Source organism: Bifidobacterium sp. A11 (genome assembly GCF_000499185.1).
Classification (GTDB): Bacteria; Actinomycetota; Actinomycetes; order Actinomycetales; family Bifidobacteriaceae; genus Bombiscardovia; species Bombiscardovia mizhiensis.
On sequence record NZ_AWUO01000006.1, the window covers coordinates 65,231 to 88,676 of the forward strand.

The 23,446-nt window shown below is 64.0% G+C and carries 14 protein-coding genes; 5 read left to right on the forward strand and 9 right to left on the reverse strand.

Annotated features, from left to right (window positions below):
* Positions 1-92: 92 nt before the first annotated feature.
* The 8 genes from pknB to P273_RS0105915 all read right to left on the reverse strand — a co-directional run bounded on the left by pknB (position 93) and on the right by P273_RS0105915 (position 10,055).
* Complete coding sequence (gene pknB, locus P273_RS0105880) at positions 93-2,255, reverse strand: Stk1 family PASTA domain-containing Ser/Thr kinase (RefSeq protein ID WP_024627541.1); 2,163 nt, start codon at positions 2,253-2,255, stop codon at positions 93-95.
* Positions 2,252-3,244 (reverse strand): serine/threonine-protein kinase, encoded by a 993-nt coding sequence (locus P273_RS0105885; RefSeq protein ID WP_024627542.1) that lies wholly within the window; start codon positions 3,242-3,244, stop codon positions 2,252-2,254. The genes pknB and P273_RS0105885 overlap by 4 nt, the downstream gene beginning before the upstream one ends.
* Positions 3,241-4,704, reverse strand: a complete 1,464-nt coding sequence (locus P273_RS0105890; protein WP_024627543.1) for a penicillin-binding protein 2 — start codon at positions 4,702-4,704, stop codon at positions 3,241-3,243. The genes P273_RS0105885 and P273_RS0105890 overlap by 4 nt, the downstream gene beginning before the upstream one ends.
* Positions 4,701-6,191, reverse strand: a complete 1,491-nt coding sequence (locus P273_RS0105895) for an FtsW/RodA/SpoVE family cell cycle protein (RefSeq protein ID WP_024627544.1) — start codon at positions 6,189-6,191, stop codon at positions 4,701-4,703. The genes P273_RS0105890 and P273_RS0105895 overlap by 4 nt, the downstream gene beginning before the upstream one ends.
* Positions 6,188-7,738, reverse strand: a complete 1,551-nt coding sequence (locus tag P273_RS0105900) for a BofC C-terminal domain-containing protein (RefSeq protein ID WP_024627545.1) — start codon at positions 7,736-7,738, stop codon at positions 6,188-6,190. The genes P273_RS0105895 and P273_RS0105900 overlap by 4 nt, the downstream gene beginning before the upstream one ends.
* A 6-nt stretch (positions 7,739-7,744) precedes the next feature.
* A complete protein-coding gene (locus P273_RS0105905; protein WP_029676224.1) occupies positions 7,745-8,263 on the reverse strand; it encodes an FHA domain-containing protein in 519 nt (172 codons plus the stop codon).
* A 33-nt stretch (positions 8,264-8,296) separates the two neighbouring features.
* The gene (locus P273_RS0105910; protein WP_015021121.1) at positions 8,297-9,001 is read right to left on the reverse strand and encodes a DUF3662 and FHA domain-containing protein; all 705 of its coding nucleotides are present in this window, start codon (positions 8,999-9,001) and stop codon (positions 8,297-8,299) included.
* Between the two features lie 199 nt (positions 9,002-9,200).
* A complete protein-coding gene (locus P273_RS0105915) occupies positions 9,201-10,055 on the reverse strand; it encodes an InlB B-repeat-containing protein (RefSeq protein ID WP_024627547.1) in 855 nt (284 codons plus the stop codon).
* 349 nt (positions 10,056-10,404) lie between these two features.
* On the opposite strand from P273_RS0105915, the gene P273_RS0105920 reads away from it, so the two are divergent.
* The 5 genes from P273_RS0105920 (at position 10,405) to P273_RS0105940 (ending at position 20,532) form a co-directional block, all read left to right on the forward strand.
* On the forward strand, positions 10,405-12,813 hold the full coding sequence (locus tag P273_RS0105920) for a prolyl oligopeptidase family serine peptidase (RefSeq protein WP_024627548.1): 2,409 nt from the start codon (positions 10,405-10,407) through the stop codon (positions 12,811-12,813).
* A gap of 57 nt (positions 12,814-12,870) precedes the next feature.
* Complete coding sequence (locus P273_RS0105925; protein WP_024627549.1) at positions 12,871-14,178, forward strand: chloride channel protein; 1,308 nt, start codon at positions 12,871-12,873, stop codon at positions 14,176-14,178.
* 262 nt (positions 14,179-14,440) lie between these two features.
* Complete coding sequence (locus P273_RS0105930) at positions 14,441-17,074, forward strand: YhgE/Pip domain-containing protein (RefSeq protein WP_024627550.1); 2,634 nt, start codon at positions 14,441-14,443, stop codon at positions 17,072-17,074.
* Complete coding sequence (locus P273_RS0105935) at positions 17,074-19,404, forward strand: YhgE/Pip domain-containing protein (protein ID WP_024627551.1); 2,331 nt, start codon at positions 17,074-17,076, stop codon at positions 19,402-19,404. The genes P273_RS0105930 and P273_RS0105935 overlap by 1 nt, the downstream gene beginning before the upstream one ends.
* A gap of 36 nt (positions 19,405-19,440) precedes the next feature.
* Positions 19,441-20,532, forward strand: coding sequence for an alpha/beta fold hydrolase (locus P273_RS0105940; protein ID WP_024627552.1), 1,092 nt, complete (start codon positions 19,441-19,443; stop codon positions 20,530-20,532).
* 21 nt (positions 20,533-20,553) lie between these two features.
* On the opposite strand, the gene P273_RS0105945 is transcribed toward P273_RS0105940, so the two are convergent.
* Entirely contained in the window at positions 20,554-23,433 is a 2,880-nt protein-coding gene (locus P273_RS0105945) for a heavy metal translocating P-type ATPase (protein WP_024627553.1), read from the reverse strand.
* Positions 23,434-23,446: the final 13 nt, after the last annotated feature.

Genomic DNA, 23,446 nt, shown 5'->3' on the forward strand with positions numbered 1-23,446 from the left:
CCGCTACTTCACCCGTACTCATGCTGCCTGGCCTTGTATGACCCAACATATGGCCCCGGCGGCAGGACTGTGCCCGCCGGGGCCATATCAGGTCAGTTGGTGGAGCTGATGGTGGTCACCGTGATGGGTGTGTTGTCGTCCACCCTGCTTCCCGCCGATGGGTTTACAGCGGTCACCTTGTCCGTGTCCTTGCCGATGGAGGTGATCCTGTCGGCGCTGACACCGCTGTTGGTCAGCTTCTGCCGGTAGCTGCCCAAGGTCTCGCCCTGGGAGAAGGGCGGGATGCGGATGGCTGTGGTCAGGGTGATGGTGTCCTTGGACTTGTCGAAGGAGGCGCCTGCGGCAGGATCCTGGCCGGTGACCTCGGCGTTGTCGTTGCCAGGGCCGTTGACCGTGATCTTGACCCCCTGGCCCAGGGTGCGCTTGGCTTCGCCCAGGGTCATACCGATGTAGTTGCCCAACTGCATGCCGTTGCTGACGGTGACCGTGATCATGGCTCCCTGCTGCACGGAGGACCCGGCAGCCGGATCGGTGCTGATGACCATATCCTTGGCCACGGTGTTGGAGGCCTGCTCGCGGATGGTGATGTTGAAGTGCAGACTCTGCAGGGTCTTGGTTGCGTCGTCCTTGCTCTTGCCAGACAGATCAGGCACCTTGGTCATGCCCGAGGAGATGTAGATCAGGATGCTGGTTCCCTTGGCCACGCTCTGGCCTGCGGCGGGATCCGTGCGGGTCACATGGTCCTTGGGCACATCCTGGCTGTCCTCCACCGAGGCGGCGGGGGAGACCTTGAATCCGGTCTTCTCCAGGGTTTTGCGGGCCTCCTGCTGGTTCATGCCCTTGACGTCGGGAATGGCTGTGTCCTTAGGCCCGGAGGAGAACCAGACGGTCACTGTGGAGCCCCTGGGAGCCATGCTTCCGCCCTTGGGGCTCTGCTTGGTGAAGGTCCCCTTGGGCTCGGCCGAGTCGTGGTCCTCCTTCTCCTGATAGTGGAAGCCTGCGGCGGTGACCTTCTCGCGGGCGAGGATCCGTGACATCTGCGCGTTGATGGTGGGCACCTCGGCCATCTGATGATGGTTCCGGTTCACGACCGTCCAGAGACCCAGCCCGGCGGCCACCAGAAGCAGGGCTCCCAGGACGGCGCCGATGATGATCTTCTTGCGCCGTTTGGCCTTCTGCTGGGCCGTCTTGGCGGCTGTGCGCTCAGCTGTGGCTACGCCGGTGGCAGCAGCAGGGTTGAGCGAATCCTGAACGGGGTTGAAGGCCTGGGTGGCGGCCGTCTCCTCTTCGGTCAGCGGCATGGTGGCCGTTTCGGTGCCCTGCTCGGCATCCTTGCGGGCCTTGACGTTGGCCAGGTCGGTCAGCGGGTTGAAGGCGGCAGCCACCGGGGTTCCGCCGTTCATGAAGGCCAGGATGTCGCTCTTGAAGGCGGAGGCCGTGGCGTACCGGTTCTGCCGGTCCTTGGCCATGGCCTTGGCGCAGATGGAATCCCACATCTTCGGCAGGCCGGGCACGATGGTGCTGGGCGGGGTGGCCACCTCGGTGACGTGCTGGTAGGCGATGGCCACGGCCGAATCCCCGTTGAAGGGCGGCCGCCCGGTCAGCATCTCGTAGAGGACGCAGCCGGCCGAGTAGAGGTCGGAGCGCATGTCCACGCTCTCGCCGCGGGCCTGCTCAGGGCTCAGGTACTGGGCCGTGCCCACCACGCCCTGGGACTGGGTCATCGTGGCGGCCGAATCGTCCATGGCCCGGGCGATGCCGAAGTCCATGACCTTGACGATGCCCTGCTCCGAGATCATGATGTTGCCGGGCTTGATGTCCCGGTGGATGACCCCCATGTGGTGGGAGTAGTCCAGGGCGCTCAGCATGCCCAGCATGACCTGCTCGCTGTCGCGCTGGCTCAGGGCGCCGTTCTCCTTGAGGATGGACCGCAGGGTCTGGCCCTTGACGTACTCCATGACCAGGTAGGGCACCCGCTCATGGTTGCCCTGGTCGTCGGTCAGTATCTCCTCGCCCGAGTCGTAGATGGAGACGATGTTGGGGTTGTTGAGCAGGGCGACCGAGTGGGCTTCCCGCCGGAACCGCGATAGGAAGACCTCGTCGTTGGCCAGATCGGATCGCATGATCTTGACCGCGACAGTCCTTCCCAGACGCGTGTCCACAGCTTTGTGGACCTCGGCCATGCCACCGCGTCCGATCAGCTGTCCCAGACGGTATCGTCCGTCCGCTAGGGACGGCGGCAGTGTGATGCTCATAGGGTATCCCCTCCGTTCGTCGCTTCAAGGCCGCGCTGTGCGCTTCCTTCTCCATAGTGCCCCCAGAAGGGCCTGAAGATGTCTTTTACCGCGTGCGGCCTGCTCATAATGCGTCGAGGCATGGGTGCGCGTGGATTGATGACCTCCGTCTCGCCCACCTGCTGATCCAGCAGCCGCTGCTCGATCCTGGCCAGTGTGTGCGAGACCACCAGTGCATTCGCCGGGCGGTCCCGCGGGTCCTTGGCCAGCATGGACATGACGAAGTTCATGAGTTGGTTATCCACCGAGTCGGGCAGCGGCGGCACAGGGTCGTTGACATGTGCCGCCGCGATGTCCACCGGGGTGGCGCCGGTGAAGGGCCGGTGCCCGCAGAGCCCCTCGTAGGCCACCACGCCCAGGGAGTAGATGTCTGACTGGGGGGTGGCCTGAAGGCCCTGGGCCTGCTCGGGCGAGATGTACTGGGCCGTGCCCACCACCATGCCGTCCTGGGTGATCTGCCCCTGGTTGGTTGAGTAGGAGACCCCGAAGTCGGTGATCTTGACCTCGCCGGTGTCGGAGACCATGATGTTGGCCGGCTTGACGTCCCGGTGGATGACACCGTGGGAGTGGGCCACGTAGAGCCCCCGGGCCGTCTGGATCAGGATGGGCAGCAGCTCGATGGGGTCCAGGGCGCCCCGGTCCCGGTAGATGTCTGCCAGGGATTGGCTGGGCACGTATTCCATGATCAGGAATCCGATGCCGTCATGCTCGTAGTACTCGAAGAGGGCAGCGATGTTGGGGTGGGCCAGGTTGGCGGAATTGTGCGCCTCGGCCCGCAGCCGCAGCAGCTTGGACTCCTCGTTGGTCAGGTCCTCGCGCAGGGCCTTGATGGCCACCACACGGCCCAGTTCGATGTCGTAGCCCTTCCAGACCTCGCCCATGCCCCCTTGGGCCAGACGGCGGTCCAGACGGTACCGTCGATGGATGAGCTGTCCCTGTACCAGTTTCACTTGGCAGCCTCCTGCATGACGCGTTTCATGATCGGCCCGGCGATCTCCATGCCATAGGAGGAGATGCCATGCACCACGACGGCAACAGCCACCTTGGGGTTATCGGCCGGGGCGAATCCTACCATCCACCCGTCATTTGCCGCATTGCCCGCGCCGATCTGGGCCGTGCCGGACTTGGCCGCCACCTGCATGCCGGGGATGGCCAGCTCCGGGTAGCTCTTGGTGGTCACCGCATCCATCATGGTGGTCAGGGCCTTGGCGGTGTCCGTGGAGAAGGCCTGCGAGTAGACCGAGGGCGTGGTTTCGCTGATGACGCTCAGATCGCTGGAGCGCACCCGGTCAACCAGGGTCGGCTGCATGAGCTTGCCCCCGTTGGCCACGGCGGCGACCGTCATGGCCGCCTGCATGGGGGTGGACAGGGTGTCCCCCTGGCCGATGGAGGCCAGGGCGAGCCGGTCCTGGGACTGGTCCTCGGGGAACTTGGAGGCCACAGCCTTCATGGGCCGGCCTGTGGAGTTGGTTCCGTCCAGGGTGATGGTGGAGCCGTAGCCGAATTTGCGGGCCTGCTCGGCCAAGGCCTTGCCGCCCAGGCTGACCCCCAGCTGGGCGAAGGCGGTGTTGGAGGAGTAGGCCAGGGCGTTCTCCATGCTGATCCTGCCGTTGACCCCGTTGCCCGTGGCTGTGGCGTTGGTCAGGTTGTAGTTGGTGCCGGGCAGGGTGTATGAGGCTCCTGCCGGCAGCTGGCTGTCGGGGTGGTACTGGCCGGACTCCAGGGCGGCGGCGGCCACGACCACCTTGAAGGTGGACCCGGGCGGATACAGCTGCGAGGTGGCCCGGTTGAGCATGGGGTTGTCGGAGCGGGAGGCCAGCTTCTGGTAGGCCTGGGAGGCATCGCCGCTGTCGTGGGCGGTCAGGTCGCCGGGGTTGTAGCTCGGCGTGCTGACCATGGCCAGGATGCGGCCGGTGGAGGGCTCGATGGCCACCACCGATCCGGACAGGTTGCCTAGCATGTCATAGGCCGCTTCCTGCATGCCGGGATTGATGGAGGTCTCGATGGATGCGCCCTTGTTCTGGGTGCCGGTGAAGAGGGACTTGAGCCGGTCCATCCACAGGCTGTCCGACTGGCCGCTCAGCAGGCGGTCGCGCGAGGCCTCGATTCCCCGGTCGGCCGGGCTGGTGATGGAGTAGTAGCCGGTGATGGGCGAGTAAACGCCCCCCTTGTTGTAGTGCCGCTGGTACTGGAAGGAGTCGTTGATGGGGTCGGACTGGGCAATGACGGCGCCGTCCGAGGTCAGGATGGCCCCCCTGGGTGCCGCATACTCGTGGTAGAGGGCGCGCAGATTTCGCGGATCCGAGTTCAGGCTCCCGGCCCGGATCACCATGATGATGGAGCTTGAAAGCCCTAGGATGACGAAGAGGACGATGACGGCGTTGAAGAGTTGACGCAGGGCCTTGTTCACTGTCCACCTCCTCGCACCTGGCGGGCGGGGATGCGTCCGGTGGCTGGCAGGTCGGTCTCCTCGTCTTGGTCCGAATTGTTATGGTCCGAGTCGTCCTGTCCGCTGCGCTTGCTGGTCTCCTGCTGGCGCAGGACGGCCAGGGCCTCGTACTTGAAGGTGTCTGAGCTGACTTCGGGCACCGGCTTGTTGGCCGCATTGGAGATGATGATCAGCAGGACGGCCAGGATGCAGTTGGCCACCAGGCTGGAACCGCCCGCCGCCATGTAGGGCATGGTCAGGCCGGTCAGGGGGATGACCAGGGTGATGCCGCCCACCACGGTGAAGACCTGGAAGGCCATGGTGAAGACCAGGCCGGAGGCCAGGAGCTTGCCGAAGCCGTCCTTGATCTTCATGGCCGTGATCATGCCCGAGGCCACGATGACCAGGTAGAGGGCCAGGACCACCAGCAGGCCGCTCAGCCCCAGCTCCTCGCCCACCGAGGTGTAGATGAAGTCGGAGTTGGCCAGGGGGGTGATCCAGGGGCGTCCCTGGCCCAGGCCGGTGCCGGTCAGCCCACCGGCGGCCAGGCCGAAGATACCGCGCACCAGCTGTCCGGACCCGCCGAAGGCCTTGCTGAACTCAGCATCGCTGAAGGGGTGCAGCCAGGCGTCCACACGGGCACCTACATGGGCGAAGATCATGGATGCGGCCACGGCCCCGATGACGAAGAAGACCGAGCCGATGGCGATCCAGCTGGTGCGGCCGGTGGCCACATAGAGCATGGAGACGAACATGGCGAAGTACATCAGCGAGGTGCCCAGGTCATGCTGGATGACCAGGACGGCCAGCGAAATAAGCCAGACGATGATGATGGGGCCCAGATCCTTGATTCGGGGCATCCGCATGCCAAGCACCTTCTTGCCGCCCACGGCCAGCTGGTCTCGGTGGTCGAACAGGTAGGCGGCGAAGAAGAAGGCCAGGAAGAGCTTGGCGAATTCGCCGGGCTGCAGGGTGTGCGACCCTATGCCGATCCAGATGCGGGCGCCGCCGATCTCGCGGCCGATGCCGGGAAGCATGGGCGACAAGAGCAGGACCAGACCCACCACCATGCTCACATAGGAGAAGCGACGCAGCAGCCTGTAGTCCCGGAGCAGCACCACCAGCAGTCCGCACAGGACCAGGGCCAGACACAGCCAGATCAGCTGGGTGAAGCCCACTCGTGTGGGTTGGCCGATCCGGGCGTTGCGCAGATCTATGCGGGTGATCAGGGTGATGCCCAGGGAACTCAGGATGACGATGCTGGGCAGGATGGCTTGGCTGCCATAAGGCTGGAAAATCTCCAAGAGGACCCAGAGGGCGATGAAGAGGGCGGCGGTGACTGCCAGCAGGGCAGCGTAGTCTCCGGGGAAGCGGCCCGCCGAACGGGCGAACATCTGGAAGAAGCCGATGAACCCCACCAGCAGGGAGAAGAGCAGAAGGCCTATGCGGCGCAGACGGATGGCGATCATGACGAGTGCCGCCCGTCCTGGCTGGTTTTCGACGGCGATGATGAAGCGGAGGGGGAAGCGGCAGTTTTGGCGCGCTCACGCTTGAGGTCGCCGGCCTCCTTGCGGATCAGGCTGGCGTGCTCCTGGGCGTCTTCCATGCTGGAGACGGTGATGCCCTCTTCCAACTGGTCGCGCCAGGACTGGGGCAGCCCCTTGACGGCGATGTCCGTGGTCTGCACCGGGTGGGACAGCGAGAGGGCGAAGGCCTTGGTGGGCACACCCTGGTAGATGACCACACGGCCCTGATCCGTGCCCAGGTAGTACTGTTCCTGGCTCCAGCGATAGGCGGCACCTGTGCCTCCGGCCAGAGCGAGGATTACCAAGGTGATGATGCCGGCCAGGATCAGCCGAATTCTTCGATGCCGGGAGCGCTGGCGCTTGCGCTGCTCCAGATGCTCCTTGTGGATGGCGTCAGCCACGTCGGGGTCGTAGGGGTCGGCTGAAGCTGAACCGTCCTTCTTGCGGACGACGGGGATTTCGCTGGTGTCGGGCACATGCCGTTCGCCACTCTCCTCGCGGGCCGCCGAAGGCTGGGCGGTGCGGCCATCTTCGTCCTCGTCCTCCTGCTTGGCGGTATCCCGGTCCTGGGCCAGATCGGCGGCACGCTTGGCAGGGGACTCCCGGGACTGGTCGCGCAGGCGCGGTGCAGCCGCTACGGGCTCATCCAGGATGTCAGCCAGGGCCTCCAGGTTGGAGCTGGCTGCGCCGCCGACCAGAGGGGTCTGATGGGGCAGGTCAAAGGCATCGGCGTCCAAGGCCAGCGTGGCATCGGCGATGACCACAGTCACGTTGTCGGTGCTGCCAGCCTTCAGGGCGAAGGTGACCAGCTGCTGGGCGCACTCCGCCTGGTCCGAGACCGTGGACAGCACCTCGGCGATGGTCGAGTCCTCCAGAACACCGCAGAGGCCGTCCGAGCAGATCATCCAGCGGTCTGCGGGCATGGCCTTGGTGATGGAGATATCCGGACGGGGGTCGATGTCGAAGTCACCCAGGACCCGCATGACCACGTTGCGCTGAGGGTGGTTGCGGGCTTCGGCCGGGGAGATGCGGCCGGTGTCGATCAGGTGCTGCACGTAGGAGTGGTCCTGGGTCATCCGGATCAGCTTGCCATCGCGCAGGAGGTAGCCCCGGGAGTCCCCGATATGGGCCAGCACCCAGGAGTCGTCGGCCAGAGCCAGGGCCGTGACCGTGGTGCCCATGCCTGACAGCCGGTGTTCGCGCTTGGCCTTGCCCACGATGGCGTCATGGGCCGCGATGACCGAGGTCTCCATCATCCGGGCCAGGGATTGCACGTCCTGCTCACGGTCGTCGCGTTCGATGTGGGCCAGGGATCGGATGGCTATGGTCGAGGCCGTATCCCCGCCTGCGTGGCCGCCCATGCCGTCGCACATGGCCACCAGGCGCTCGCCGGCGAAGGCAGAATCCTGGTTGTTGCTGCGCACGTACCCCACGTCTGAAACCGCCGTGGAGTAGAGGAACAGCTTTTGGCTCGCATCGTTCCTGGTCATGGGCGGCTACCTCAACTCGAAGGTGGTGGCACCGATGCGTACGGGAACCTCCGCCGGTAGGATTGTCGGCGCCGTGATTTTCTGCCCCGAGACGACGGTGCCGTTGGTGGACCCCAGATCCTCGATGGCCCATCGGCCTGATGCAGGATCCTGGTAGACCCGCGCATGATGGCCTGAGACGAACTCGTCGTCCAGCACCAGTGTGTTCGAGGAGGAGCGCCCTAGGGTGATGGGCCGTCCGGACAGCGGTGTGGATGAGCCTGCCAGGGGCCCGTCAATGACTACCAACAAAGAGGGGTCGTCACTTGCAGGCTCTGTCTTGCTGGCCGGGGCGATAGGTACGGATCTGGCTGCCGCCGGCAGCTTGCCCTGGGCTGCGCGTTCGCTGCGTCGACGGGTATGAGAGGTCTTGGGGCTGAAAGTTTCGATATCTTTGCGGAGTGAACGGATGGCCAGCCAGACGAATACCCATAACAGAGCCAGGAATCCGTATTTGAGGATGGCGAATGTCAGTTCAGTCAGCATAATGATTCGACCTTACTTCAAGGTCTGGGCGACTTACGAATCCTGTTCCTGTGACGATGCCCAGTAGAGGATGCGGGTACGGCCGATGGTGATGGTGTTGCCGTCCAGCAGGGTGGCTGCGGGAACCTGATGTCCCTCTACATAGGTGCCGTTGGTGGATCCCAGATCGCGGGCTACCACGCCCTTGTCGGTGATCTCGATCTGCAGGTGTCGGCGGGAGATGCCTGCGTCGTCGATGACGATGTCGCAGGAGGATCCACGGCCGATGGTGGTGATGGGGGCGGTCAGCAGGTACTGGCGGCCGTTGATCTCCAGCACCGGGCAGTCCTTGGACTCCTCGGGGGTGGTGACGGGTGCCGCGTTGCCCTGGACCGACTCGGCAGACAGGTGGAAGTCGCCCTTGTTCAGGTTGAGGTCCTCCTCGAAAATGACCACGACCGGGCCGACGAAGGCATAGTGCTGGCTTTCGGCGTACTTGGTCAGGTTGTCTGCCAGCTCGTTGGCCAGAGCCTCCGAACCCCACTGCTCGATGCGGTCGAAGTCTGGGGTGGATAGTCTGAACCGATACTCGTTGGGCGCCACGGTGCGGTCGCGACCGACGGGCATGGCCTGTGAGTCTATCTCACGCTCGAGGGCGCTCGACAGGTCGACGGGCTGTAGGTCCTTGGAGCCGAACTTCGAGAAGACACCGTTAACGGCGCCTTCCACGCTCTTCTCGAAACGATCGAGAACGCTCATAGTCATCCCTTTCCATATAACCCTTTCATAGTACGTGACCCTGCCGGAAGGGGGTAATGGGCGGTCGGATGCTTGCAATTTCTCCAATGAACAGGTTCGAACGACCGCGACTGCCGGGCATGGATAAGGCCCCGTGGCCACAATTGACCAGGGGGCCTTTGAACTTCAATCATCATGGGTCAGGCCGAAGCCTGCAGGCTCACAGAGCCAGCTTGCGACGCAGACCCAGGGTGATGCCGGCGGCCAGGCAGAGGCCAGCGGCAATGGCCAGAGGAGCCACGGCGTCGGCGCCAGTCTGAGCCAGAGTGTTGTTGTTCTTGGCGTCCTTCTTAGCCGGATCCTTGGCGGGAGCCTTGTTGTCCTTGGCAGGCTGCTTGGTGTTGTTGTCAGCCGGAGCGGTCTGACCAGGCTTGTTAGGCTCGTTGGGAGTGGTCACCTTGGTGTACCTGGCCCTGAAAACAGTGTCTGCGGTGTAGGTGCCACCGGGGACGTAACGGGATCCGCCATTATCGCTAAACCAACCGTCGAAGGTGTAACCATCGAAGTTATGAACCTCGGGTTGTGTGTTTTCGTCTATATCCAGCTTGCCTTCACTATTAGTTTGGAACGGGTCCATATATGTATCTTGGATATTTTCCGGATTCACACTGATGAAAGTGACCGTGTAAGTGGGGATGGCGGCGGGGTCTAACACCACGAAGTGAGGATAGAGCACGGCATTGTCGGTGAAAACATGATTGGCGAAGTCGATCGGATGTTGATCTGGGTTTGTTGGATCCTCAACCCAGCCGTCAGGTTTCACATTCTGCTCGGTCAACTCAGTGGACAGTGTAGGCGTTGGGACATCTTCGAGTTTCAGCTTGCCGTCTGTGCCGGTAGTACGAGTAATCACGGTTCCAGCACCAGTGTCGTTAAACGTGATTGTGTAAGTAGCGGCCTTGGTCTGGACATTCTTGCTCTCCACAGCCTGGGCCACGGTAGGCAGCAACGCTAGGCCGCCTGCCAGGGTGGCGCCGGCAGCGAGTACTGCGCATGCGCGTTTGATACGAACCATGATATTCATTGGTTACCTCTATTTTCTCTATTGTCGGTTGCTCCCCAGATACATTCATGGGGGTGTCCTGCCTTGACACCCCTACCCCTGGGAAACAGGCATCATCAACCAGTCTTTGGCGATAACACGCTACTATTCTACCGCAGGGAATGGTCATCGGCCGGCCGAAGGCCGGGAATAGGCCATATTTGGCAATAAGAATTTCTCATGTAGAACGATTGACGTCTGCTGCGGGCTGGGTGGCGCGTCGCAGTTGAGCTATTCGAATTCCCCTTTGGCACCTGGGCGCTTATCATCGTGGCAGATGCATGGTCATGGGGATCATGTCAGAGATAGTCGAGGAGCGAGCATGGCCGAAGAGGTGGATCGGGCGATGGAGGCATATCCGCGGGCCAAGGCCCGGACCCTGCGGTTTACGTTGGGTGCGCCACGGTCGGCCCTGGCGGTGGGGGACGGCTCACGGACTGTCTTTCTACGCTCCGACGGACCTGAAGACCTGGTGACCGGGCTCTGGTTGTCCGTCTTTGACCAGGATGGCCGCCACCATGAGGTGCTCCTGGCCGACCCTAGGGCCCTGCTGGATGATGCGGACCAGGAACAGGTGCCCGCCGCCGAGCAAGCTCGCAGGGAGCGCTCGCGAGAGGGCGGCGAAGGCATTGTCGATTACAGTGTGGATGCTGCCGGGGATCGGGTGGTTTTTGCCTTGGGTGGTCGGCTCTGGCTCTCGCTGATAGCCCCCGATGGTCTCACCGCCTCCACGCGGGTCCTGAGTTTGGAAGACAGCGATTCGGCTGTGCTCAATCCCGCCATCAGCCCCGACGGCACCATGGTGGCCTATACGACTGGCGACCGGCTGATGGTGGTCACCATCGGGCAGGGTGCCGAGCAGGATCGTGAAAGGGCTGTCCTGGCCCTGCGCCCCGGCACCGATGACCGGATGCGGCTGGGGCTGGCCGAGTTCGTGGCCGGCGAGGAGATGGACCGCTACCAGGGGTTCTGGTGGTCGCCGGATTCCCGGGCCCTGTTGGTCGAGCACACGGATTCCTCCGATGAGCCGATCTGGTACATCAGCGATCCGGCCAATCCCCAGGTCGGGCCGCGCGCCCGGCGGTATCCCCAGGCCCTGACCGCCAACGCCCGCGTCGGGCTGAGTCTGGTCCTCCTGGGCCAGGATGACGCCGACCCCTGGGTGGGCGAGGTGGATTGGGACCATCAGGCCTTCGAGTACCTGGCCGTGGTTCGCTGGCAGGACGGGCATCGGCCCCTGCTGCTGGTTCAGAACCGTCGACAGACTGAGGACAGGATCCTGGATGTGCAGGTGCCGGATGCCCGCCAGGGCTTGGAGCCGGGGCAGAATATGACCCTGCTTGATCCCGAGGCGGCGCCCAAGGTGGCCACCAGGGTGCTGCAGGAGCATGGCAACGACCAGTGGATCGACCTGGTGCCCGGGTTGCCGGCCTACCAGCCCCAGGGCGGGCTGGTGGATGCCTTCATCGATACAGAAGCCGATACCACGCGGCTGCGCCTGGACGGAAAGGTATTCTCTCCTGCTGGCTGCCAGATTCGGCAGGTGCTGTCCGTGGAGGACCGCGATGTGCTGGCGGTGGTCTCTACTGACCCCCGCAGCTTCGACCTGATGCGCCTGGGCTATGACGGCTCCATTCATGTGCTCAACCGTCTGCCCGGAGTGTGGTCCGCCTCGCGAGCCGGCCATGGCATCGTGGTCAGCGGCCGGACCATGGCTTCGGCGCAGGGACAAGTGCGCCATTGCTACCTGGGGGCTGATGGGGATCTGGACCGCCTGGGTGCTGAAGGGCTGGGCCTGGTGGGTGAAGCCCGCCCCGACACCAGCGCTAAGCAGACTGGCGAACCTGTTCGACATGAGCATCAGGATCGTCCTGATCGGCGGGCCGTGGATGCCGGTCATATCAATAGCCAGGGAGCCATGAGCGCCGTCTTGGCCGACACCAGCAGCGATCCAGGGTTCACTCCCAACGTGGACTTCGTGCGCATGGGCCAGCACGAGCTGTTCGCTGCCATCGTCAGACCGTCCGAATCCAGCCCCTACGCCAGCGCCGACAGCCTGCCCGTCCTGCTCAAGCCTTACGGCGGGCCGGGCGCCCAGCAGGTGGTCTTCAACCAGTCCTACTACTGGGAGTCCCAGTGGTGGGCGGATCAGGGCTTCCTGGTCCTGACCGCCGACGGTCGGGGTACGCCGGGTCGTGGGCCTGCCTGGGATCGGGCCATCTTCGAGGACATGGCCCAGGTGACTCTGGATGATCAACTTGAGGCTCTGGAGGCCCTGCCGGACTTTGCTCCCGAGGCCGACCTGGGGCATGTGGCCATGATCGGATGGTCCTATGGCGGCTTCCTGTCGGCCCTCTCGGTCCTGCGGGCTCCCGACCGTATCCATGCGGCCTGCGCGGGCGCCCCGCCCACGGACTGGACTCTTTACGACACTCATTACACCGAGCGCTATCTGGGTCTGGACCCGGCCGTCTACCGCCGCAATGGGATCATTGATGACGCCCCCTCGCTGCGCCGCCCGCTGATGCTGATCCACGGGTTTGCGGACGATAACGTCTCCGTGGCCAACACCCTGAGGCTCTCCGGCGCTCTGATGGCGGCTGGCCGTCCCCATACGGTCCTGCCGCTGACCGGCATCACCCACATGACCAATGACGAGACTGTTGCCGAGAACCTGCTTATTCTGCAGCGGGACTTCCTGCGGGAGGCCCTCAAGAACAAGACGGACTGACGGAAAGGCTGTTTGGGCTGACGCTCTGCTGGCGGTTGCTTCCGCTAGATTGGGGTTGTGCATACCCAACGAAAGCCTGACCAGTCACCAGGGCCCGAACGCGGATTCCAGCTTCCTCGCAGCTGGGGCCTGGCGGTCTCGGTGCTCTGCCTGGGCCTGCTGGTCGGACTTTCCTCGGGCCTGTTGGCAAGGTTCTTCGAGCTGACCCAGGTCGGCCTGCTGGGTTTCGCTGAGACTCCAGAGGCTCCCACGGCTGAGGCGGTGCCGCCGATCAGGAGGCTGGCCTCGGTGACCGTTGCCGGGCTGGCGGCCGGTCTGATCTGGGCCTGGCTGCGGACGAGGACCAGGTTGGTTCCCTCGGTCGGCCAAGCCGTCAAGGGCGCGCCCATGCCCCCGGGGCGGACCGTGGTTCATGTGCTCACCCAGATTTTCTTTGTAGCTGCCGGGGGCTCCATCGGCAGGGAGGTGGCTCCGCGCGAGGCCGGGGCCCTTCTGGGCGGTCTTTGGTCCAGGATGGGCCGACGGCTGGGGCTGCGTGATCAGGACGGTCCGCTGCTGGTGGCCTCCGCAGCAGGAGCCGGATTCGCCGGCATTTATATCGCGCCGCTGACCGGCGCCTTCTTCGGCATCGAGGTGCTGCTGCGGCGGGTGGATGGCGAAGTGGTGACGGTCAATCTGGCCATGTCGGCCCTGGCTACCCTGGTCGGCGGCTCCATCAAGGGGTTTGCTCCTTACTATAAGGTCGGCTCCGAGCCCTTCCGGCCCTGGCTCATGGCAGTGGTCCTCCTGATCGGGCCGGTCATGGGACTGTTGGGGGCCGGATTCCGGCGGATGACCTCCTGGGCTGAGGCCCATAGGACCACTGGTCCTGCAGCCATCTGGCAGCTGACGGGGGTGGCTCTGCTGACCGGCCTGGTCGCCTTGGCCGTTCCGCAGGTCTTGGGCAACGGTCGGGCCCTGGCTCAGGTGGGCATGGACCAGCGCCTGTCTGCAGGGTTTTCGGGACTCCAGCTGGCTCAGTCGCTGGCCTTGCTGGCCCTCTTCGCACTGGCCAAGGCCCTGCTGACCACAGCCACCATCCGTGCCGGGGCCTTCGGCGGCACCCTGACGCCGTCCATAGCCCTGGGGTCCGCCATGGGCGCTGTTCTGGGCCTGCTGCTGGCTTGCCTTGTGCCCGGCCTGCCGGTCTGGCAGTGTGCCGTGATTGGCGCCGCCTCCCTGCTGGCCGCCTCCCAGCAGGCCCCGCTCATGGCCATGGCCATGCTGATGGAGGTCTGCCATCTGCCGGTCATGGCCTTCATGCCCATGGGCCTGGCTGTGGCCCTGTCGATGGCGGTCTCGCGTCTGTTCGTGGCCAAGGCATAAACCGTCGTCGGTAGCCCGTGTCGCCCAAGGGATCCGTCCTTACTCATATACGATGAAACCACCATTGGTCGCATGCCTGCCCTTCCGCCTCCAGCATTGAGCGGGCATCGAGCGGGCATTCACGATCAGCTGACCGGCCTGGGCCAGTAAGGAAGGGTGGCTATACTCGGGCCGGACGTAGGTCCCGGGAGGATGCAGCCGATCCGAGTGGAGTAGGCCAGTGCCGTGATACCCCGGACAGACAAGAAGGAGGTGCCTGGCGGTGAAGACCGTGTTGGCCATCTTCAGGCGAGATCTCTGGCGGATACTGCGCAACCCCGTGGCCCTGGTCGTGACCATCGGCGTGGCCGTGCTGCCCTCCCTCTATGCCTGGTTCAACATCATGGCCCTCTGGGACCCCTACAGCAACGTCAAGAACCTGCCCGTGGCCGTCGTCAGCATGGATCGAGGGGCCCAATCCGCGCAAACCGGCAGGATCAATGCCGGCAGATCGGTCATCCAGGAGCTGCGCGGCAACAACAGCCTGGGTTGGAAGTTCATGGACGACGACCAGAGAGCCATCGACGAGGTCCACTCAGGCAAGTGCTACGCGGCCATCATCATCCCGGAACGGTTCAGCGCCGATCTGGTCGGCATCGTCGAGGGGACCGGGAGCAGGCCCGCGCTGAACTATTACGTCAACGAGAAGAAGAACGCCATCGCCCCCAAGGTGACCGACACCGGCGCCTCCACCATCGACCAGGAGATCAACACGGTTTTCGTCTCGACCGTCAGCGATGCCCTGGCCGGGAAGGTCCTGCAGACTGCCGGCGACGCCCAGGGCGCGGCTGAGCAAAGCCGTAGCCAGGTGGTGGGCGACCTGGGGGACATCATCGACCAGCTGGATCGGACGGATGGCCAGCTTGACCGGATTGGTTCCACCATGGGCCAGGCCAGGCAGACCGTGGCCGGCTCCAGAAGCGACATCAAGGATCTACAGGGTCAGATATCGGCCACTCAGGTCACCCTGAACAAGGCCCAGGACCACATGACCAGGACCCGCGACGACAGTCTTCGTTTTTCATCTGCACTGAATCAGGCCCTGGCGGACGGGTCAGTTCGGCTGTCCAGCGCGGTCACTGATGTGAATACGGTGTCAGGTGGGATCACCGCCGACCTGAATGCCACCCAGGACAAGGTGGACCGGGTCAATTCCAGCCTGGGTCAGCTGGTCGACGCCAACGGGAAGGCCGTGGACCGGCTCCAGACAGGTCTGGACCAGTCCGGGCTGCATCCCGGGGATCCAGCCTACGAGAGCATCCAGCGGCAGATCGACGATCTGAAAAAGACCAACCAACAGCAGAAGGCCTCCCTGGATGCCTTCAAGAAGAACTCCTCGACGGCCCTGAACTCGGGCAAGCAGGCCGCATCGGACCTGAGCTCGGCCATGACCGACACCGGCGACACAGGCATCAAGGCCCTGACTGCGGCCAGCCAAAGCCTGACGGGGACCACCATGCCCAGCCTTCTTACCGGATTGGACAACCTCAATGCCTCCAACGGCTCGCTTCAGGGCGCCCTGAGCAGCCTGGCCACCACGGCCGCCCAGACCGATGCCCTGCTGGGCCAGCTGGATTCCACCATTGGTCAGGCCCAGTCGACCCTGTCCACCACCAGGGCCTCCCTGGCCTCGGTCAGATCCGACCTGGAGGGGGTTCGCACCGATGTGGCAGCCCTGGGGTCTTCGGCCGCCTGGAACCGGATGTCTCAGACCCTGGGATTGAGCCCGGAATCCTTCGGAAAGGCCATGGCCTCGCCGGTGGAGCTGGCCTCGCACACGGTCTACCCAGTCAGCAACTACGGGTCATCCGTGGCGCCCTTCTACACCAATCTGGCCCTCTGGGTGGGCGGGTTCATCCTGATAGCCATCTACAAGCTGGAGGTCGACAAGGAAGGCATCCGCAAGTGCACCGCCACCCAGGCCTACCTGGGCCGCTGGCTTCTGCTGGTCTTCGTCGGCCTCTTCCAGGCTTTGATCGCTACAGTGGGCGACCTGATGCTGGGCATCCAGTGTCATCAGCCGGTCCTGTTCGTCCTGGCCGGGGTTTTTGCCTCCTTCGTCTACATCAACATCATCTATGCCCTGGCCGCCTCCTTCAGGCACATCGGTAAGGCCCTGGCCGTGGTCCTGGTCATTCTGCAGATACCGGGCTCCTCGGGCATGTATCCCATTGAGATGATGCCCGACTTCTTCCGCAATCTGAACCCCTGGCTGCCCTTCACCTACGGGATCAACGCCATGCGCGAGACCATCGGCGGCATGTACGGCAACCATTACTGGCAGGACATGCTCCACATCTTCTGGTACCTGCCGGCGGCCCTGTTGATCGGACTGGTGGTGCGGCGGTACCTGCTCAACCTGAATGCCCTCTTCGACCGGCGGCTCGGCGCCACCGACCTGATGCTGACCGAACAGAACCATTCGGCCGACCGTCGTCTGAGCCTGGGCAGCCTGGCCCGCTCCATCCTGGGCGAGGGCGACTACCGTGCCGTCATCAGGCGGCGGGCGCATCGCTTCCTGGCCCTCTATCCAACGCTGATCCGGGCTGGTCTGGCCCTGGTGCTGCTGCCGGTCCTCTTCCTTATCCTGCTGTTCAGCACCGAGGCCAAGATCGTCATGCTGATCGCCTGCATCGCCTCCATCGTCCTGATCGACGCCTACCTGATCATCGTCGAGTACATCTGCGACAGCTATGTGCAGCAGCTGGGCCTGACCGAGCGCCCCGGCATGGATTTCCACACCCTGATCCGCCCGCGTCGGCAGGGGCCTTCGGCCATGACCAGATTGACCACGGCCGTGCGCGAATCAGTCCTGAACCGCGATGAGGAAGACGCTCACGAGGACGGTGGCCGCTGATGAGGAATATCTGGAGGATCCTGCGCAAGGACCTGGCCGACGCCACCAGCAACGTCATCGCCATCATCGTCCTGATGGGCCTGATCATCGTCCCGGCCCTCTACGCCTGGTTCAACATTGCCGCCAGCTGGGACCCCTATAAGAACACCAAGGCCATCAAGGTGGCCGTGGCCAACACCGACAAGGGGTACAAGTCCGACCTGATTCCGGTCAAGATCAACGTGGGGGAGACGGTCACCAGCACCCTGCGGGCCAACGACCAGCTGGACTGGAGGTTCGTCAACCGCGACCAGGCCCTGGAGGGGGTGCGCTCAGGCGAGTACTACGCCGCCATCGTCATTCCCAAGGATTTCAGCGCGGACATGATGACCCTCTTCTCAAAGGATGTGAAGCACGCCAACCTTGAGTACTATCTGAACGAGAAGAAGAACGCCATCGCCCCCCATGTCACCGAGCAGGGGGCCGACACCGTGGCCACCACCATCGACAAGACCTTCGTCAAGACCGTGGGGCAGGTGGGGATCGACCTGGCCAGCCAGGTTTTCACCTACTCGCAGAGCCCCGAAGTCCAGGATTATCTGACCAGGACGACCGGCCACATCGATCAGATGTCACAGCGGCTGACCACCGCCTCCAGCCAGGTGAATGCCTATGCGGGCCTTCTGGACTCCTCCGGCCAGATGATCGACTCTACCGGCAGGATCCTGGGCCGATCCGACTCCGCCATGGCCGATGCCAGAAAGGCCCTGAACCAAGGGACCAAGGGATCCAAGGATCTGGGCAGGTCCCTCTCCGGGTCGGCCCAGGCGGTCGACGCTGCCCTTGACCAGGCATCGGGCGCCTATGACACCATCGGCTCCAAGATCGACGATGCCTTTGACAAGGTAGGCCAGCAGAGCGATGCCGTCAGCAGCCAGCTGAACGATCTAAGCGAACGGATCAGAGACTCGGCGGCCGACTATGACCGTATGATCGCCAGCCTGGAGGATCTGCGTGCCACGGTGGAATCCGACTCCAATCTGACAGCAGACCAGCGCCAGGCCCTGCTGACCGCCATTGATCAGGCCCAGGCCGGAATGCGCGCGGCTCAGGCGGCTCAGCGCGACCTGGCCGACCGGATCGCCCAGGCCTCCCGGACAGCCAAGGAGGGCAAGGACAAGCTGGGCGGTCAGCGGCAGGATCTGAAGAACAGGATCGCCCAGGCCCGTGCCTCGGTGGATCAGGTCCGCGCCCAGTACCGCGATGATTTGAAGCCCCGCCTGGATGACCTGGCTTCCTCCATGGACACTGTGGTCACTTCGACCGACCGGCTGCTGACGGGCTTGGACGGAACCGTCAAAGGCGCCTCTGGGCTGACGGGCCCTATGACCAAGGACATCAGCCAGGCCAAGGACCAGCTGGGTGAGATCTCCCAGCGCCTGGACCAGGCCTCCAAGCGGCTGACCGACCTGGGGGGACACCTGACCCAGGCTTCGCAGGGCAAGGATGCGCAGGAGGTCAAAACCCTGCTGAGCGGGGATTCCGAAACCCTGGCCGCGCTTCTGTCCTCGCCGGTAGGCATCCATCGGCATGCGGTCTTCCCGGTCATGAACTACGGGTCGGCCATGACCCCCTTCTACACCATTCTTTCCATCTGGGTGGGCGCCACCATTCTGGCAGCCATGATGAAGGTGGCCCTGTCCGACAAGAAGAAGGCCTTCGTCCTGCACCTGGACTCCCTGCAGGATGCCTGGAAGAGGGCCGATGACCTGGATGAGGATTCCGAGGGCAGCCGCTCCTGGGGAGTCTTCCGCCCGGAGTCGCCAGGCAACGCCCGCCGCTTCGGCCTTCAGCTCTACCAGGAGTACTTCGGCAGATTCGCGGTCTTCGCGCTGATGGCCATCCTCCAGGGCTGCCTGATCGCCCTGGGTGACCTCTTCTACCTGAAGGTCCAGTGCGTGCATCCGCTGATGTTCGTGCTGGTGGCGGTCTTCGCCTCCTTCGTCTTCATGAATCTGATCTATACCCTGGTCGTCTCTTTCGGGGACATCGGCAAGGCCATCGCTGTCATCCTCCTGGTCATGCAGGTGGCTGGCTCGGGCGGCACCTTCCCCATGGAGACCCTGCCCGGCTTCTTCCAAGGGGTCTATCCCTTCCTGCCCTTCGTCCACGCCATCGGGGCCATGCAGTCGGCCGTTGCCGGAGCCTATGGCATGGAGTTCTGGCGGGAGATGGCCACCCTGGCCCTCTTCCTGGTGCCCTCGCTGCTGCTGGGGCTGGTTCTGCGCAAGCCCGTCATCCGCTTCAATGATTGGATCGTCAGAAACCTGGAGAGCACCCGGCTCATGTAGGGCCGAGTCCAACAGAAGGTGGTATAGGGTGAGAGCATGAGCGTCCAACTGGTTGAGGAGCGCCGCTACGACCAGATCATGAAGGATCGCGTCCTTCCTGATCTGGCCTCCTGTCGCAGTGACGGATGGATGATCTCGCATGACGGCGGCGAGGACGGGGGAACCTTGCTGGACAAGGCCCATCTCGGCGGCGTCAACCCCTCCCGGCTTCTGCATTACGTCTGCTATGACAGGGCGCTTTTCCGCCAGGGCGCGGTGGAGTCAGGGTCGGCTCGCGTGCGCGGGGCCGTAATCATCTCCTTCGGTTTTTCGGAATTCGCCGACAAGTATCAGGAGATGGCCTGGTACTTCCTGATGCAGGGGTACTCTGTCTGCATTCCCGAGCACTGGGGACACGGTTTCTCCGGCCGAGGAGTAAACGATCCCAGTCTGGTATGGGTGGATCATTGGCAGCGGTATGTGGCGGATTTGGCCGCTTTCTGCTCCCAGGTGGGCCAGCAGTACGCCCAGGACAAGCCCATGGTGCTCTATGCCCACTCCATGGGCGGCGGTGTGGCTGCAAGGATGCTGGAAACTTTTCCTTCACTTATTGACAAGGCGGTCCTGTCATCGCCCATGATTGCGCCGCGGACCGGGTTCATGCCTTCGGTGGCATGGACGGCGACAAACGCCGCCTGCATGATGGGCCGCTCGCGCAGCATGGCTCCGGGGTTCGGCTCCTTCCGTCCCGAACTGGACATGGGCAAGTACCCCAATGGCAGCCAGGCTCGGGTGTCCTGGACCCATAAGTTACGGGCCAAGGAGGTGCATTACCAGACCAGCGCCGCCACCTTCGGCTGGGTCAGGGAGAGCCTGGAGATGAGCCGGGCCATACTGCGGCCCGACCGATGCAGCCGGGTGGAGACCCCTCTGCTGCTTTTCCAGGCGCAGCCCGACCGCTTTGTGCTGCCGATGCCCCAGAACCGTTTTGTCGACCAGGTCCAGCAGGGCGGCTGCCAGGCCACGCTGGAGCGCATCCCGGGTAGCATGCACGAGCTCTACCAGATGCCCGACAAGGTCCTGGGGCCCTACTTGGAGCGCATCTTCGACTTCTTCGACCAGCCCTGGCAGCTCGCTGACGACCGCTGATCAGACGCCGAACACGCGATCCTACTTGTTGAGCACCTTCTGAGGATCGGCATCGAAGGTATCGACGCAGTTCTGCGAGCAGAAGTAGTAGGTCTTGCCCTGGTAGTCGCGCTTGGCTGCGGCTGTGTTGGGGTCGATGGTCATGCCGCAGACCGGGTCGGTGACCTTGTCCGTCGCTGCCTGATCCTGCTGCATGTCGTCGTGATGATGGAAGAGTCCCATCTCGTTTCCTTTCTCTTGGTTGTGTTCTTGGTGGGTGGAAATACTGAGGTCCCTGGTCAGGGCATCCATGTCGATTGGCTTGGCCTCCTTGACCGGCCTGGCCTTCAGGGGCGTATGCCGCAGCCGGTTGGCGTTGAGCACCACTGACAGGGAGGAGAAGGCCATGGCTGCTCCGGCGATCATGGGGTTGAGCAGGAGGCCGATGAAGGGGTAGAGCACGCCGGCGGCGATGGGTATGCCCAGGCCGTTGTACCCGAAGGCGAACCAGAGGTTCTGATGGATGTTGCGCATGGTCGCCGCCGAAAGGTCGATGGCCTTGACCGCCGCGTTCAGGTCGCCCGAGACCAGGGTCACGTCGGCGGACTCGATGGCCACGTCCGTTCCGGTGCCGATGGCCATGCCCAGGTCGGCCTGGGCCAGGGCCGGGGCGTCGTTGATGCCGTCGCCGATCATGGCCACCTTGTGCCCCTGGGCCTGGAGGGCCTTGACGATGCTCGCCTTGTCCTCGGGATGGATCTGCGCCACCACCCGGGTGACTCCCACCTGGCCCCCGACCTGCTCGGCGGTGCCTTGGTTGTCGCCGGTCAGCATGATGGTCTGGATCCCGCGCTCGTTCATGTCATGGATGGCCTGCTTGGAGCCGGCCTTGACCTGGTCGGTCACGGCCAGGACCCCGGCAAGCCTGCCGTCGATGGCCACGAAGATGGTTGTGCGGCCCTGATCCTCCCAGCTGCGGGCGGTGTCCAAGAGGGATTGTGCGCCTGCCTGGTCCGCCTTTTCGTTCCTTAGATCGATTCCCTTGCCCTCGAGCAGCCTGCGGTTGCCGACAAGGACATGGAGGGTATTCTCTTCATTCCGGCTGTTTTCTGTCATGCTCTTGAAGGAGCCGGAGGGTAAGGTTGCATCGATGCCGGCGCCGGTGACCGAGTCGAAGTCCTTGATCGGGACCAGCTCCAGATTGCGGTCCTTGGCGGCCTGGACGATGGCCTGGGCCAAGGGGTGCTCGGAATTGCTCTCGGCACTCGCGGCTGCCCTGATCAGCAGGTCCTCATCCAGGCCCTGCACGCTCAGGGCATCAGCCAGTTCGGGTCGGCCCTGGGTGATGGTGCCAGTCTTGTCAAGGACGATGGTATCGACGTCATGCGCTCCCTGCAGGGCCTCCGCTGACCGGTAGAGCACGCCGGCACGGGCGCCGCGTCCAGTGCCGATCGTCACGGACAGGGGGGTGGCCAGGCCCAAGGCGCAGGGGCAGGCGATGACCAGGACGGATACCGCCGCCACGATTCCGTATACTCCGCGGGGCATGGGGCCGAACGCCCACCAGGCCACGAAGGTCCAGAGCGCTACCAGGATGACCCCGGGGATGAAGATTGACGATATCCGGTCGGCCAGCTTCTGGATGGGTGCCTTTGAGGTCTGAGCCGTCTTGACCAGCCGAATGATCTGCGCCAGAACGGTGTCCTGCCCTACCTGGGTGGCCTTGTAGCGCAGGGAGCCTGTGCCGTTGACGGTGGCTCCGACCAGGGAATCGCCCTCCTGCTTGAGGACGGGCATGGGTTCGCCGGTCACCATGGATTCGTCCACTGAGGATGATCCGGAAATGACCTGGCCGTCCACTGGCAGCTTCTCGCCCGGATGGACCTGAATCACGTCTCCGACGGCCACATCGTCGACGGCGATCTCCTGGGTGGTCTCCCTGCCGTCCTGGTCGGTCCTCACCACGGTGGCGGTCTTGGGTCTCAATCCGACAAGGGCGCGGATGGCATCGCCAGTGCCGCGCCGGGCCCTTGCCTCCAGGATCTGGCCGAGGATCATCAGGGTGATGATGGTCCCCACAGCCTCGTAGTAGGGTTCGCGGCTTCCCTCAGGCAGGAGCTGCGGGGCCACGGTGACCACCAGTGAGTAGAGGAAGGCCGTGGCAGTGCCTAGGGCGACCAGGGAGTTCATCTCCGGGGCCCGGTGCGCCAGGGCCAGCCATCCGGTGCGGTGGATGGGCCAGCCGGAGTAGAACATCACCGGCAGGATCAGGACCAGCTGGACCCAGGGGTTCATCAGCATGTGGGGCATGGGCAGGAACATGCCGAACATGGCCGGGATGAAGACCGGGAGTGTGAAGACCAGGGCTACGATGAACCGCCTGGTCAGGTCACGGATTTCTGCCGTGCGCTCCTGATCCGCCTCGTCCTGGTCGCTGCCGCCTTTGGTCTGGGCGGGCTTGGCGGATTCGGTGGGTTCGGCTTGTGGGCGCTCGCCTTGTGACTGGCTGCCCTGTGCTTGTTTGGATTGTGCCTCGGCGCTGCCGGTTGTCGGTCCATCGGTGGCCCGGAGCATCCCGTGGAGCATGTTCATCCCGCAGGCGAAGGGATAGTCGCCGGCCTTGGGCGGGGTCAGCAGGACGGTCGAGGTCTGGAAGGCGGGCAGGGTCTTGTCGATGTTGAAATCGTTGAAGACCACGTGCGAGGAGCACTCTCCGCTCTCCTGGCGGTCGAAGACCAGCTTGACCGGCCGCCCGGCCTGAACTTGGATCAGCTGGGGGCTGTATCCGCCCTTGACTGTGATGTGGACTGTCTGGACGCCGCCCTCATCCTTGGCCTGGGTGGCCTTTCTGGGCGCGAAGAAGTACCAGATGATGCCCGCCGTTATGGCCAGGGCTGCGATAAGGACCAGGATGCTGCTCATGTGGCTCACTATA